This window comes from Diaphorobacter sp. ED-3 (assembly GCF_027625375.1).
GTDB classification, from domain to species: Bacteria; Pseudomonadota; Gammaproteobacteria; order Burkholderiales; family Burkholderiaceae_C; genus Diaphorobacter; species Diaphorobacter nitroreducens.
Genome location: NZ_CP115182.1, coordinates 2371790 through 2383867, shown reverse-complemented (window position 1 = coordinate 2383867; position 12078 = coordinate 2371790). Strand labels below are relative to the sequence as shown.

Below are 12078 nucleotides of genomic sequence, written 5' to 3'. Positions count from 1 at the left end.
ATGTCCTCGAAGCGAACCACCTTGCCGAGCCGGTCCCAGGCCATTCGCAAGCGCGCCGGGCGCCTGCCACGGCTGCCCTGGGTGGTTGCCGGCATCCTTGTGGCCGGCCTGCTGGGCTGGCTCCTGTACCGCACGCCCGGTGCGCCGGCACCACGCACGGGGCCTGAGGTCGCGCAGGCGCATCCGGCCGGCCCACCCTGGCGTCACGGCCCAGCCGATGCGCGCTTCACGCTGACGCTGTACGCCGACCTGGAGTGTCCGTTCTGCAAGGCCTACTACCCGACCCTGATGGCCTGGATCGATGCCCATCCCGAGACCAGCCTGCGATGGCATCACCTGCCACTGGCGATGCACGATCCCGAGGCGAGTAGGCTGGCTCGCGTGGCCGAGTGCGCAGGCGAAGCACAAGGCCACGAGGCCTTCTTTGGTGCCATCGCATGGCTCTACCAAAATACCGGCGGCGATGGCCAGGGGCTGCCGGCTGACCTGACCTGGCCAGGCCTGACGACCGCCAGGCAGGCCTGCCTGGACAGCGATCGCCCCGCAGCCATCGTTCGCGCGCAGGCCGACGAGGCCGTGCGCAGCGGCATCAACGCCACGCCCACCGTGCGGCTTGACGACGGCCTGACCGGGAAATCGCTGCTGCTGCACGGTCCGATCGAGGGCGATGCGCTGCTGTCGGCTCTGGACTTGGTCGCGTCGGAAGAAACTGTTGGACCCAAGGCATCCGAATCACCGAAAAGCGGTGCCACTCTGACCGAGCGTCGAGCGAGATAGCATGATCGTCAAGGCGGCAACACTTCCCGCCCTGCCGGTTCATTCGCTGTTCTGCGGCTCGATAGCTGCGGCAATTCTTGCCAGTAGCTCGGAGCGGTCGAAATAGACCTCGTTGCGGCGAATCTTTTCCTGACCGTCCAGTTGCACCAGGCACACGCCGACCACGGTCAACACCTCGCCGCCGACCGGGATGTCCGCGCGCCATTTGTTGAGGAAGCCATCCTCCATGGGGATGCCCTCGACCTGCGTCCAGACCCACGCCGGATTGCGCGCCAAAAGGCGCTCGAAATAGCCCAGCAACGCGGGCTTTCCCCGCAGCCCTTGGGGTACGGCAGGGTCGAGATAGAAGGCATCCTCGGAATAGAAGGCAGCCAGCCGCTGGGGATCGTTGCCGGTCCAGGCGGGCAGCCACGCCAGCGCAAAGCGCCGCGCCTGCTCCGCATCGAGGGCGTTCATCGTGATGTACCGGGCCGACCCGGAACGCGCGTCATCGGTGCGCCGCCTTGCGGGTACCGCTGTCGATGGCCTTGAGCAGCGCTGCACCAAGCACCGACTTGAGCACGCCGCCGAGGACGAAGGGGGCCACGCCCACGGCGATCGCTTTCTGCACGCCAACCATCGCGGCCAGCCAGGCGCCGCCGAGCAGCAGGCACAGGGCGTTGCCGATCAGCATCGCCGCGAAGGCCAACACGACGCGCCCGCCATGCCAGCCGCGTTCGGCCAGCCAGCCGGTCAGCGCGCCGGCCACGGGAAAAGCCAGCAGGTAGCCACCCGTCGGTCCCAGGAAGCGCGCCAGGCCTCCCGTGCCACCGGCAAACACCGGCAACCCGAGCGCGCCCTGGGCCAGCCAGACGAGGATCGTCAGGCCACCCAGGCGCCAGCCGTACAGTGCGCCGACCAGCGTGACGGCCAGCGTCTGCATGGTCATCGGCACCGGCACCATGGGCACGCTGACGTGGGACGACGCGGTGAGCACCAGGGTGCCGAACAGTACCGCCAGCACCTTGGTAGCGGTGGACTGTTCGCGCAGCCAGCGGGTTGTGTCGAGGGTCCCGAGGGTTTGGGTCGAGGTTGAGGTCATGGGTTCTCCTTCATGAATGGCGGTACTGGCCGCCGGGCGCATCCTTGCGCGGACACCGGAAACGTCATCGATCCTGCTTGCCCTGCAGGCAGATCAGCGTCTGCTGGCCGAGCGCCACCTGGGCCCGTCCCTGTTCGGTGACGCCGAAAACTTCGAGTTGGCAGATGGTCAGGGTGCGTCCGGAGCGCACCACCGTGCCGACCGCTTCGAGGTAGTCGCCCTGCGCGGGGGCGAGCAGGTTGATCTTGAACTCGACGGTCAGCACGGAGCTGTCCGGTGGAAACAACGTGAAGCCCGCGTAGCCGCCGGCCGAGTCGGCGATGGCGCTGGTGCCCCCGGCATGGAAGTAGCCATGCTGCTGGGTGAGGGTTTCGCGGAACGGCAACCGGATGCTGACCCGTCCGCGCGCAACCTCGTGCAGTTCGGCGCCCAGGTGGCGCATCAGGCCCTGGCGGGCGAAGCTGTCGCGGACGATTCGCTCGACCTGGGGATCGAGCGGCAAGGATGGGGCGGCTTGGGTCATCGTTCTAAGGTTCCTTTGCAGTGGAGAGGGGGGTTGAATCGAGGTGGCCGCTTCTCCAGGAATGCACGCATGCCTTCCTCGTGGTCGGGCAGCGAAAGGGTGTGGTGGAAGGCGGCCCGCTCGCGGCGTAGTCCTTCATCCATGGGCAGGCTGGCGCTGGCACGCGCGGCCTGCTTGATCAGGACCAGCACCTCGCCCGACAGCGACGCCATGTCGGCGGCGAGCCGGCGGCCCTCTTCGAGCAGATGGTCGGGGGGCACGATGCGCGAGACCAGCCCGCTGCGTTCGGCCTCCCGGGCGTCCATGCGGCGCCCGGTCAGCAGCAGGTCCAGCGCCTTGGCCATGCCGAGCAGGCGCGGCAGGCGCTGGGTGCCGCCTGCGCCGGGCATGGTGCCGACGCGAACCTCCGGGTGGCCGAACACGGCGTTCTCGGCCGCCAGCACGATGTCGCACATCTCGACCAGTTCGCAGCCGCCGCCGAGCGCGAAGCCCTGCACCAGCGCCACCACGGGCTTGGGGAACGTGCCCAGCGGCGCGCAGCAACCGGCGAAGTCAGTGGCGCGCGCCTGCTCCGCGCTGATGCCGAGCATCTCCTTGAGATCGGCACCGGCCGCGAAGTGTTCGCCTTCGGCGCGCAGCAGGACCACCCGCACGGCGGCGTCGGCCGCCAGCCTGTCGAGGTGCGCGGCCATCGCGTCGGTCAATGAGCGGCACAGGGCGTTGCGGGCTGCCGGCCGGTCGATGACCAACTCGGCATAGCCGTCTGGGTGCGACGCGCATCGAATGAAATCGGAAGACATGGGTTCTCCTGCGAGGAACCGCCCGAAGTGCCGGGCCGTCATCGATTCGGCAGCGCCGGGCAGTACCTGCGAAGTCTGCTGCGCGATGACGCTTGCGGCCAAGCGCGAATATCTCAGGTGGGACTGAAAATTTCTCGCTGGAGCCGACGCCATGCCCGGCCCAGAATCAATTCGCGGACGGGCCTCGTCTTTCCCTCAACGCCCCGGTACTCCCCGTCCCAGCGAACTCCCATGGAACATACCGCCCTCGTGGCGCTGATCGTCTACGCCTTCGTCATGTCGATCACGCCCGGTCCCAACAACGTGATGCTGATGTCCTCGGGCCTGCTCTTCGGCCTGGGCCGAACCTGGCCGCACCTGCTGGGCATCCCCGCGGGCGTGATGGTGCAGCTCGGGATCACCGGCGCCGGCCTCGGTGCGGTGTTTGCCCTCGAACCTCGCCTGCAGGTCGCATTGAAGGTCGTGGGCAGCCTCTACCTGCTCTGGCTGGCCGCGCGCCTGTGGCGCGCGGCCGAACTGGAGGAGACCGAAGCCGGCCGGCCCATCGGCTTCATGCAGGCGTTGGCCTTCCAGTTCGTCAATCCGAAGGCCTGGCTGATCTCGGTGACGGTGGTGTCCACCTTCCTGCCGCCGGGCGAAGGCTACGCACTGCGCCTGCTGGTGGTCAGCCTGGTGTTCGCCGCCATCGGACTGCCCTGCATGCTGGTCTGGGCCGCCTTCGGCGCCGGCCTGCGGCCCTGGCTGCGCGACCGCGCCGTCGCTCGCGTGGTCAATCGTGCGATGGCGACCCTGGCCGCCCTGACCGTTCTTCTCTTCTGGATGTGATGCCATGACGACACTCTCTCATGATCAACTCCGGGCCCATGCGCTGGCCTGGATCGACGACTGGAACCGGCGCGACGTGCCGGCGGTGCTGGCCGCCTACGCCGACGATGCACTGTTCGTGAGCGCGCTGGCCCAGCCCTATACCGGTGGCACGCGGGTACAAGGCAAGGACGCGCTGCGCCGCTACTGGCTGGCCGCGCTCGCCGACAGGCCGGACCTGCGGTTCGAACTCATCTCGGCCATCTGCGATGTCGAGGCGCAGACCGTCGTCGTCCATTACGTGGCGCAGGCCTCCGGCGGGCGCACGCGCATGTGCGAGATCATGCGCTTCGAGAACGGGCGGCAGGTCCATGGCGAGGCTCTGCACGGCGTCCCCGCCGAGGAGGACACGCCATGACGGCACTGCTGCGCGCCGTCCGGACCGACGACGGCAACCGCTATGACTGGGGTGGGGTCTGCCTGGGCTGGCGACTGCTGGAACTGCAACACATGCAGGTGCGGCAGGAATGGATGCCCGCAGGCGGCGCCGAAGCACCCCACTGGCACGCCAGGGCGCACCAGTTCTTCTACGTGCTCAGTGGCCACCTGCGCCTGAGCACGTCCGACCAGGACGTGCTGCTGGCAGCCCGTCAAGGCGTGCATGTCCCGGCCGGCACTCGCCACATCGCTGCCAATGGTGGCGACGAGGACGTGAATTTTCTGGTGTTCTCCAGCCCCAGCACGCAGGGCGACCGCATCGAATCGACCTCGGCCGCCGAACCGGATCGCCATCGCGACTCGGAGCCTGCGTCATGACCGTTTTCGCCATTGCCCAACTCACCATCCACGACCGGACCGCCTACGACCGCTACCAGGCGCGCTTCATGGAGGTGTTCCGCCACCACCGGGGACGTCTGCTGGCCGCGGACGAGCAGCCTCGCACCATCGAAGGCACCTGGCCGCACCAGAAGCTCGTGCTCATGTCCTTTCCCGACGAAGCCGCCTTCCATGACTGGGCGGAATCGGACGAGTACCAACGCATTGCCCAGGATCGCATGGCCGGCGCGCAGGCCGTGGTGCTGCTGGTCCAGGGTCTCGCTGTGAATGACTGAGCCCATCGACATTCGCGCCGCCGACGGCTATGCACTGGGTGGATTCGCCTGGCGCCGCCCCTGCGATCCACGACGCCCGCATCCGGTCGCGGTCATCAACGCTGCCACCTCGGTGCGCTGCCGGTACTACGGGCGCTTTGCCGACTGGCTCCACAGCCACGGATGGGACGTGGTGACCTACGACTACCGCGGCATCGGCGAATCGCGACACCGTGGGCTGCGTCGGCTGCAGGCCGACTGGATCGACTGGGGGCAGCACGATTTCGAGGGTGTGCTGCAGTACCTCGCCTGGCGATTCCCCGGCCAGCCGATCGACGTGGTCGGCCACTCCGCTGGGGGCTTCGTGATCGGGCTGGCCGCGTCCGCACACCGCGTGCGGCGCATCTTCACCATGGGGGCGCAGTACGCCTACTGGCGCGACTATGCGCCCGCCGCACGCCGCGCCATGTTCCTGCGCTGGCACGTGGCCATGCCGCTGCTGGCGCGGGTGCTTGGCTACGTGCCAGCCAAGCGCCTGGGATGGATGGAGGACACGCCCAAGGGCGTGGCACTGGACTGGGCACGCATGGGTCCCCGCTTCGAGGGCACGGTGCGCCGAGGCCGGGAGACACTGGAAGGTGAGCCCGAAGCCGAAATGCTGGCACGGCGCTTCGGCCAGGTGCGCGCACCGATCCTGGCGCTGGGCATCGAGGACGATCCATTCGGCACGGTACCGGCGCTGGACCGCCTGCTGGATTACTACACCGGCAGCGAGCGCCATCACCTGCGCTTGGCTCCCGCGGCCATCGAGCAGGCCGAAATCGGCCATTTCGCCTTCTTCCACGAGCGCTTCCGCGAGGCGCTGTGGCCCCTGGCGCTGGACTGGTTGCGTACCGGCGAGCCACCAACCCACCCACTCGGCGCACTGAAGCATCGACCTGCGGACGATCCGCAAGCAGCGGGAGCCACGACATGAACACGAACCTCGCCCCCTCGACAGCATCGGCAAACGAGCGCCGATCGCTCTGGATTCCGATCCTGGCCGGCGGACTGATCATGGGTTTGGCCCTCGGTGTGCGGCACGTGCAAGGCTTGTTTCTGCTGCCGGTGACGATGGATCGCGGTTGGTCGCGCGAAATGTTCGGTTTCGCGATGGCGGTGCAGAACCTGACCTGGGGTCTCGCCCAACCCTTCACCGGGATGATTGCCGACCGCTACGGTTCGGCCAAGGTCATCGCGGGCGGGCTCGTGTTCTATGCGCTGGGGCTTTTCTTCATGGTTCAGGCGCACAGCCACGTGGCCTTTGTTCTGGGCGCTGGCGTGTGCGTCGGCATCGCGCTGTCGGGCACGGCATTCGGTGCGATCTACGGCGCGCTCAGCCGCCTCGTGCAGGCTGAGCGCCGCAGTTGGGCACTGGGGCTGGCCGGCGCCATCGGTGGCCTCGGGCAGTTCGCCATGGTCCCGGTTGCGCAGGCCTTGATCGGCGGTTGGGCCTGGACGGGTGCGCTGCTGATTCTGTCAGTGGTCATGGCGTTGCTGCTGCCGCTGGCGTTCCCGATGCGCGACGCAAGCATCTCGAACGCGGTGGTCGGACCGGAGCTGTCGATGAAGGCGGCGATCGGTGAAGCCTTCCGCCACCGCGGCTTCTGGCTGCTGAACCTGGGCTTCCTGGCCTGTGGCTTCCAACTCGCCTTCATCGCCACGCACCTCCCAGCCTACCTGCTGGACCGGGGCCTGGCCGCTACCGATGCCGTCGCCGCGCTGGCGATCATTGCGCTGACCAATGTGGCCGGCACCTACCTGCTGGGGCTTTGGGGTGGCACGCTGCGCAGGAAGTACCTGCTTGCAGGCCTGTACCTGGCGCGCACGGTGGCGATGGCCCTGTTCGTCCTGCTGCCGCTCAGCACATGGGGCGTTTACCTGTTCGCTGCAGTGATGGGGTTCCTCTGGCTCGGGACGGTTCCGCTGACCAATGGCCTGGTGTCTCAGATCTTCGGCGTGCGCTACATCACCACATTGTTCGGTTTCGTCTTCTTCGGCCACCAGTTGGGATCATTCTTCGGTGTCTGGCTTGGTGGCCGCATGTTCGAGGCAACTGGGTCGTACCTGAGCATCTGGCTGCTGGCGATTGCGCTGGGCCTGCTGGCGACGGTTCTGCACTGGCCGATCGACGACAGGACCATCGTTCGCGCCGATCCACGGTTGGCGACTTCATGAGGCAAGACCGCGAATGGTTCAGGCGCTGGGCACCGCTGGCTGTGCTGCTGGCTGCGGGCGTGCTGGTGTTCCGCGCCTGGCTGTCGATGGAACTGCTGTGGGTGTGGTTGGAGCAGTGGTCCTTCTGCGGGTGAGCGGGACCTGACGAGAACTTCGCACGACCATGAGCGCTGATCGTGTCGCTGACTGGCCAAGGTCAAGTGGCTGGCCGTTGCCTCAACCATGCGACGACATCGTCGGCATTCCGGTCCGGCGGGAACACAGGATAGAACACATGCTCGATCACGCCATCGCGCGCAATCAGGGTCAGTCGCTTGAGCAGTGCCAGGCCTTGCACCTCGAAGACCGGCAGACCGAGCGCGGTTGCGAATGAAAGGCGGTTGTCGGACAGCAACGGGAAAGGCAGGTGGAGGCGCGCCACCGCCTCGCATTGGTACGCGGTGTCCTGCGTCGACACGCCGAACAATTGGGCGACGCCCAAGGACTTCAGTTCGGCGAAATGATCCCTGAAGGCACAGGATTGCGGGGTGCAGCCCCGTGCTCCTGGAATCTCGTCCCAGCCTGGAGGCAGTGCGATATCCGGCCGGCCCGTCATCGGGAAGAGATAAAGCACCGTGCGTCCGCGCAGGCGCGAAGGGTCGACACGGCCACCATCCGTCGATGCCAGTTCAAGCGTGGGCAGGCGCATGCCCGCGAGGTGGCGGGCGCCGCCATCATCCTCCGGCTGCGGAAGACGCGACCAATCGACCTGCTGCAGGTTATTCATGGCTTCACCACCGCTCGCTACCGGCCAGCCAAAGCACGTAGCTCTTCCAGCCGGCGGGTTCGGCGAAGCGCGCGTAGGCCCGGATGGCATCGGGGTTGTCCTCGGGGACCAGCCAGCGCAGATGGATCCAGGCGCGTGATCGACCGGTATCGGTGATGGCCGCGATGAGCCGCTGAGCGAGTCGTTTTCCGCGCGCGGCGGGCAGGACGTACAGGTCGTCGAGCTGGCCCGACCGCCCTCCGGAGATCGCCTCGGGCAGATCGAAGAACACTGCGAAGGCTACGAGTTCGTCGCCGAGAAAGCCACCCAGCACTTCCGCGATCGGATCGGCGATCAAGGCATTGGCATGAGCCAGTGCATTCGCCCCGGCGCCTTGCCCGTGGCGCATCTCGTCGCCATAGGCGGCCAGCAGGGAGGCAAGCGCAACGGCTTCATGGGCAACGAGCCGTCGAAGCGTCACATCGTCATCCGGCGGTGCTTTCTGGTCTTTCGGATATGCGGTATTCATACGTGTCTATGCTGTCCGCGCTTCTGGGTTCCGAGTTCCGCTTTCCGACTGACATTGCTCGCGCAGCCAGCCGCGCAGGTTGTCCAGCCGTCGATCCTCGGATAGCGCCTCGGGATAGACGAGCCAAAAGCCGACACCCGCGCTCACGGGGTGGTCGAAGACCGAGGCCAGGCGTCCGAGCCGGACGGCACTCTCGGCCAGTTCGCAGACGGCGATCGACACGCCAGCCCCATCGGCGGCCGCCTGCATCGTCAGGCCGCCCGAATCCACGCGGGTCACGACAGCCGGCTCGAACGGCCCGCCGGGCAGGCTGTCCATCCAGCGCTGCCAAGTGAGGCAATGCCGCGAAACGAACAGGTTGGCGCGCGCGACCTGCTTGAGGCGTTCCCGGCGCGAGCCGGTGGCAAAGCCCGGGCGCGCGTACAGATCGATGGTGGCCTCGAACAACAGGTCGGCCTGCAGGCCGGCCCACTGGCCGTCGCCATACCAGATGCCGGCATCGGCCACGCCGGCGGCCAGATCCACGTCGTCCTGCGTGGTGGAGATGTCCAGCGAGAAGCCGCGCCGCTCGAACGGATACAGGCTCAGGCGGGGCGACAGCCAGTTGGTCGCGAAGGTCGGCAGCATGTTCACGCGCAGGGGCCCGTCGCGCCGCTCCTCGCGCAAGCTGCTCACGCCCTCGGCGATCAGGGCGAAACCCTCGTTGAGGCTAGGTGCCAGCCGGCGGCCGGCGCTGGTCAATTCCAGCCGCGTACCGATGCGGCGCAGCAGTTCGACGCCGAGCATGTCCTCCAGCGTGCGCAACTGGTGGCTGACCGCCGAGGGGGTGACCGCCAGTTCCAGGGCCGCGTCCTTGATCGAGAGATGGCGCGCCGCAGCCTCGAAGGCGCGCAAGGCATTCAACGGGACAGGGATGCGCATGGGGGATTCACCCTCCTGGAAGTCATTGGTCGTTCATGGACTCATTAAACCGGAAATCGTCGTCTCCACGCTCGCCGACACGAGGACCAAAACTCAGCATCGTCTGAGATTTGCTCACTCGTGCCGACGGCGAACCGGCCGCACACTTACGCCATCGACAACCTGTACAGCGGTGCGCACCATGCTCAATTCCCTTGACGATCGCGATGGCCTGATCTGGCTCGATGGCGAGCTGCTGCCCTGGCGCGAGGCGCGCCTGCACGTGCTCACGCATGCGCTGCATATGGGCGGGGCCGTCTTCGAGGGCATGCGCGCCTATGGCGGTCATGTCTTCCTCAATGCGCCCCACCTGGAACGCTTCCAGCAGTCCGCCGCGCTGCTGGACTACCACCTGCCGTGGTCGCAAGGCGAACTGACACAGGCCATCGAGGCGGTGCTGTGGGCCAACCAGCTCGACGACGCCTACATCCGCCCGGTGGCCTGGCGCGGCGCGGAGAGTGTTTCCATCGCTTCGCCGCGCGCCCGCATCCACGTGGCGATCGCGGCCTGGGACTGGCCCACGGCGGCGTCCCAGGGCCGCGCCGAGGAAGGCATCCGGCTGCAGCTGGCGAGTTGGCGGCGTCCCCGCCCTGACACCGCACCCACCGCGGCCAAGTGCTCGGGGCTGTACATGATCGGTACCCTTGCGCGCCATGCCGCCGCAGCGGCGGGCTGCGACGACGCACTGCTGCTCGACAGCGAAGGCCGGGTCGCCGAGACCACGGCAACCAACCTGTTGATGGTCCATGACGGGGTGCTGGTGACCCCATTGCCGACCTGCTTTCTCGACGGCATCACCAAGCGGCACGTGATGGGACTGGCGCGCCAGCGCGGGCTGCGGGTCGAGGAGCGGACCGTGACGCTGGACGAACTGCGCGCCGCCTCCGAGGTATTCACCGCCGGCACCTCGGTCGAACTGCAGCCGGTGGTGGCGCTGGTCGAGGATGCGGCGACCACCGAATGGCCCGTGGGGCCGGTGACGCGACAACTGATCCGGGACTTTCGCGCGTCCGTGACCGAGGCGAGCCAGGTCGGCCGGACGCTGCGGGAACGGGAGACCGGCTTGTTGGAACGGCGCCCGTGGCCCGCTCGCGTCGCCTCCGCCTTGCAGGCGCCGTAGCGCGCCATGGACCGGTACGCAGACGGACCCGCGAGAGGACAGGCACGATGCCATGCAGACTGGCTTCATACACGCCCCAGACAGTCGCGCAGTTGCGCGGCAAAGCGCGCCGCGTCCCCGGGTTCGAGCGTCGAGACCGTGACTCGCAGCGCGGGGGCCGCGGGCGCGATCGCGAAGGCATCGCCGGTTCGCACGGCCCAGCCGCAGCGTGCGAGGCTTTGCGCGGTGCGGTGAACGTCACGGTCTTCCGGCAACGGAATCCACACATTGAACCCGTCGCAGGGCTGCCTGGCGGCGATGCCCACGGCGCCGAGTGCATCGATCAGGGCCTTGCGACGCATGGCGTAGGCGGTCTTGGCCGCATGCAGGCGCGCCGTGGCCGCGTCGGATCCGAGCAGGCCGCGCACGGCCGCCTGCAGCAGGTGGCTGACCCAGGTCGTGCCGGGAGCCAGTCGCATGCCGAGCCTTGCGGCGGTCCCCGCATCGGTAGCGATGAAGGCCAGCCGCAGGTCCGGGCCGAAGCCCTTGGACACGGAGCGCACCAGCGCCCGCCGCGTGGTGGCCGCGGGCGCGATAGAGAAGTACGGCGTCTCGGCCAGCAAGGCGAAGTGGTCGTCCTCGATCACCAGCACGTGCGGATGGCGGGCGAGCACGCGGCGCAGTTCGCGGGCGCGCTGCTCGCTCAGGCCGCAGCCGGTGGGGTTTTGCGCCCTTGGTGTGCACAGCACCGCCTGGGCGCCATTGGCCAGCGCCGCTTCCAGCGCCTGCGGGCGCATGCCGTTCGCATCCATGGCCACGGGCACCGCTGCCAGGCCCGTGCTGTGCAGGATGTTGAGGCTGCCGAGGAAGCACGGGTCCTCCACCGCCACCTTGTCGCCGGCGACGAGGTAAGCAGCCAACAGACGCTCGATCGCATCGACCGCACCATGCGCCAGCACCAGACCGTCACCCTCCCGGAGATCCGCTCCGAACCACTGCCGCGCCAGCCGTTCGAGTGCTGGGTCGAGTACAGGCTGGCCATACAGCGCGGGCCGGTAGCCGCTGGCTGCCAGCGCCTGCAATGGATCGGGCAGCCAGGCCGGGTCCGGATTGCCGCTGGCCAGATCCGCCAGCGCCGAGCCGGGCTGCAGGCCCTCCTGCTCACCGAGACGCGCCGCTGGCCGGATCACCGTTCCGTTGCGCCCCAGCGTCTCGGCAATGCCTGCGGCCACCAGCTTCCGGTACGCGGCGGCGACCGTGTTGCGGTTGACGCCCAGTTGATCGGCCATCTCGCGCACGGACGGCAGTGTCTGGCCCGCGGCAAGCTGGCCCGCATGTGCCTCGCGGCGAATGCGCTCAAAGATGTCCGATGCGGTCTTTTCTGCCATTCCCGTTTGTCCCGTGACAATGTATATTTTGTCCTATGACAATGTTAGCAGCACGGAGAACCCC

General features: G+C 67.8%; 17 protein-coding genes. 9 read left to right on the top strand and 8 right to left on the bottom strand.

The genetic code is table 11. The features are described from left to right. A complete protein-coding gene (locus PCQ86_RS11695; protein ID WP_270173800.1) occupies positions 1 to 777 on the top strand; it encodes a DsbA family protein in 777 nt (258 codons plus the stop codon). A gap of 39 nt (positions 778 to 816) precedes the next feature. Here PCQ86_RS11695 and PCQ86_RS11690 read toward each other — a convergent pair whose 3' ends face one another. From PCQ86_RS11690 to PCQ86_RS11675, 4 genes are all read right to left on the bottom strand, one after another. Next, on the bottom strand, positions 817 to 1233 hold the full coding sequence (locus PCQ86_RS11690; RefSeq protein WP_270173799.1) for a YybH family protein: 417 nt from the start codon (positions 1231 to 1233) through the stop codon (positions 817 to 819). Positions 1234 to 1264: 31 nt separating this feature from the next. Then, on the bottom strand, positions 1265 to 1858 hold the full coding sequence (locus PCQ86_RS11685) for a biotin transporter BioY (protein WP_270173798.1): 594 nt from the start codon (positions 1856 to 1858) through the stop codon (positions 1265 to 1267). A gap of 64 nt (positions 1859 to 1922) precedes the next feature. After that, on the bottom strand, positions 1923 to 2381 hold the full coding sequence (locus PCQ86_RS11680; protein ID WP_270173797.1) for a PaaI family thioesterase: 459 nt from the start codon (positions 2379 to 2381) through the stop codon (positions 1923 to 1925). After that, positions 2378 to 3181 carry an enoyl-CoA hydratase/isomerase family protein gene (locus tag PCQ86_RS11675; protein ID WP_029578124.1) on the bottom strand — a complete coding sequence of 268 codons (804 nt, stop codon included), beginning with the start codon at positions 3179 to 3181 and terminating at the stop codon, positions 2378 to 2380. Before PCQ86_RS11675 ends, PCQ86_RS11680 begins: the two co-directional genes overlap by 4 nt. 231 nt (positions 3182 to 3412) lie before the next feature. Here PCQ86_RS11675 and PCQ86_RS11670 point away from each other — a divergent pair, with 231 nt between their 5' ends. Genes PCQ86_RS11670 through PCQ86_RS11640 form a run of 7 tightly spaced genes read left to right on the top strand, consistent with a single transcriptional unit; the run spans position 3413 to position 7427 of the window. Continuing rightward, complete coding sequence (locus PCQ86_RS11670; RefSeq protein ID WP_020649404.1) at positions 3413 to 4006, top strand: LysE family translocator; 594 nt, start codon at positions 3413 to 3415, stop codon at positions 4004 to 4006. 4 nt (positions 4007 to 4010) lie between these two features. Continuing rightward, positions 4011 to 4403: a nuclear transport factor 2 family protein gene (locus PCQ86_RS11665; RefSeq protein WP_270173796.1), complete on the top strand. Its 393-nt coding sequence runs from the start codon at positions 4011 to 4013 to the stop codon at positions 4401 to 4403. Then, positions 4400 to 4801, top strand: coding sequence for a cupin domain-containing protein (locus PCQ86_RS11660; RefSeq protein WP_088928742.1), 402 nt, complete (start codon positions 4400 to 4402; stop codon positions 4799 to 4801). Before PCQ86_RS11665 ends, PCQ86_RS11660 begins: the two co-directional genes overlap by 4 nt. After that, positions 4798 to 5097: a DUF1330 domain-containing protein gene (locus tag PCQ86_RS11655; protein WP_024889585.1), complete on the top strand. Its 300-nt coding sequence runs from the start codon at positions 4798 to 4800 to the stop codon at positions 5095 to 5097. Before PCQ86_RS11660 ends, PCQ86_RS11655 begins: the two co-directional genes overlap by 4 nt. After that, a complete protein-coding gene (locus PCQ86_RS11650) occupies positions 5090 to 6052 on the top strand; it encodes an alpha/beta hydrolase family protein (RefSeq protein WP_088928741.1) in 963 nt (320 codons plus the stop codon). Before PCQ86_RS11655 ends, PCQ86_RS11650 begins: the two co-directional genes overlap by 8 nt. Further along, positions 6049 to 7293 carry an MFS transporter gene (locus PCQ86_RS11645; protein WP_270173795.1) on the top strand — a complete coding sequence of 415 codons (1245 nt, stop codon included), beginning with the start codon at positions 6049 to 6051 and terminating at the stop codon, positions 7291 to 7293. The genes PCQ86_RS11650 and PCQ86_RS11645 overlap by 4 nt, the downstream gene beginning before the upstream one ends. Beyond that, on the top strand, positions 7290 to 7427 hold the full coding sequence (locus PCQ86_RS11640; protein WP_176392680.1) for a hypothetical protein: 138 nt from the start codon (positions 7290 to 7292) through the stop codon (positions 7425 to 7427). The genes PCQ86_RS11645 and PCQ86_RS11640 overlap by 4 nt, the downstream gene beginning before the upstream one ends. Positions 7428 to 7489: 62 nt before the next feature. Here the strand turns inward: PCQ86_RS11640 and PCQ86_RS11635 are convergent, their stop codons facing one another. From PCQ86_RS11635 to PCQ86_RS11625, 3 genes are read right to left on the bottom strand one after another with little or no spacing between them, the layout of a single operon-like run. Beyond that, the gene (locus PCQ86_RS11635) at positions 7490 to 8059 is read right to left on the bottom strand and encodes a peroxiredoxin (RefSeq protein WP_020649397.1); all 570 of its coding nucleotides are present in this window, start codon (positions 8057 to 8059) and stop codon (positions 7490 to 7492) included. Positions 8060 to 8063: 4 nt separating this feature from the next. Beyond that, positions 8064 to 8567, bottom strand: coding sequence for a GNAT family N-acetyltransferase (locus PCQ86_RS11630; RefSeq protein ID WP_270173794.1), 504 nt, complete (start codon positions 8565 to 8567; stop codon positions 8064 to 8066). 6 nt (positions 8568 to 8573) lie between these two features. Then, entirely contained in the window at positions 8574 to 9488 is a 915-nt protein-coding gene (locus PCQ86_RS11625) for a LysR substrate-binding domain-containing protein (RefSeq protein ID WP_029578117.1), read from the bottom strand. Between the two features lie 181 nt (positions 9489 to 9669). On the opposite strand from PCQ86_RS11625, the gene ilvE reads away from it, so the two are divergent. Beyond that, positions 9670 to 10647, top strand: coding sequence for a branched-chain-amino-acid transaminase (gene ilvE / locus PCQ86_RS11620; protein WP_009463302.1), 978 nt, complete (start codon positions 9670 to 9672; stop codon positions 10645 to 10647). Positions 10648 to 10712: 65 nt separating this feature from the next. Here ilvE and ptsJ read toward each other — a convergent pair whose 3' ends face one another. Further along, on the bottom strand, positions 10713 to 12014 hold the full coding sequence (ptsJ, locus tag PCQ86_RS11615) for a MocR-like B6 salvage transcription factor PtsJ (RefSeq protein ID WP_270173793.1): 1302 nt from the start codon (positions 12012 to 12014) through the stop codon (positions 10713 to 10715). Between the last annotated feature and the right edge of the window lie 64 nt (positions 12015 to 12078).

Bases quoted from the DNA above. Each gene is read 5' to 3' on its own strand.
- PCQ86_RS11680 (WP_270173797.1), bottom strand. From the start codon at position 2,381: ATGACCCAAGCCGCCCCATCCTTGCCGCTCGATCCCCAGGTCGAGCGA.
- ptsJ (WP_270173793.1), bottom strand. From the start codon at position 12,014: ATGGCAGAAAAGACCGCATCGGACATCTTTGAGCGCATTCGCCGCGAG.
- PCQ86_RS11655 (WP_024889585.1), top strand. From the start codon at position 4,798: ATGACCGTTTTCGCCATTGCCCAACTCACCATCCACGACCGGACCGCC.
- PCQ86_RS11660 (WP_088928742.1), top strand. From the start codon at position 4,400: ATGACGGCACTGCTGCGCGCCGTCCGGACCGACGACGGCAACCGCTAT.
- PCQ86_RS11625 (WP_029578117.1), bottom strand. From the start codon at position 9,488: ATGCGCATCCCTGTCCCGTTGAATGCCTTGCGCGCCTTCGAGGCTGCG.
- PCQ86_RS11690 (WP_270173799.1), bottom strand. From the start codon at position 1,233: ATGAACGCCCTCGATGCGGAGCAGGCGCGGCGCTTTGCGCTGGCGTGG.
- PCQ86_RS11675 (WP_029578124.1), bottom strand. From the start codon at position 3,181: ATGTCTTCCGATTTCATTCGATGCGCGTCGCACCCAGACGGCTATGCC.
- PCQ86_RS11650 (WP_088928741.1), top strand. From the start codon at position 5,090: ATGACTGAGCCCATCGACATTCGCGCCGCCGACGGCTATGCACTGGGT.
- PCQ86_RS11645 (WP_270173795.1), top strand. From the start codon at position 6,049: ATGAACACGAACCTCGCCCCCTCGACAGCATCGGCAAACGAGCGCCGA.
- PCQ86_RS11635 (WP_020649397.1), bottom strand. From the start codon at position 8,059: ATGAATAACCTGCAGCAGGTCGATTGGTCGCGTCTTCCGCAGCCGGAG.
- PCQ86_RS11665 (WP_270173796.1), top strand. From the start codon at position 4,011: ATGACGACACTCTCTCATGATCAACTCCGGGCCCATGCGCTGGCCTGG.
- PCQ86_RS11630 (WP_270173794.1), bottom strand. From the start codon at position 8,567: ATGAATACCGCATATCCGAAAGACCAGAAAGCACCGCCGGATGACGAT.
- PCQ86_RS11640 (WP_176392680.1), top strand. From the start codon at position 7,290: ATGAGGCAAGACCGCGAATGGTTCAGGCGCTGGGCACCGCTGGCTGTG.
- PCQ86_RS11685 (WP_270173798.1), bottom strand. From the start codon at position 1,858: ATGACCTCAACCTCGACCCAAACCCTCGGGACCCTCGACACAACCCGC.
- PCQ86_RS11670 (WP_020649404.1), top strand. From the start codon at position 3,413: ATGGAACATACCGCCCTCGTGGCGCTGATCGTCTACGCCTTCGTCATG.
- ilvE (WP_009463302.1), top strand. From the start codon at position 9,670: ATGCTCAATTCCCTTGACGATCGCGATGGCCTGATCTGGCTCGATGGC.
- PCQ86_RS11695 (WP_270173800.1), top strand. From the start codon at position 1: ATGTCCTCGAAGCGAACCACCTTGCCGAGCCGGTCCCAGGCCATTCGC.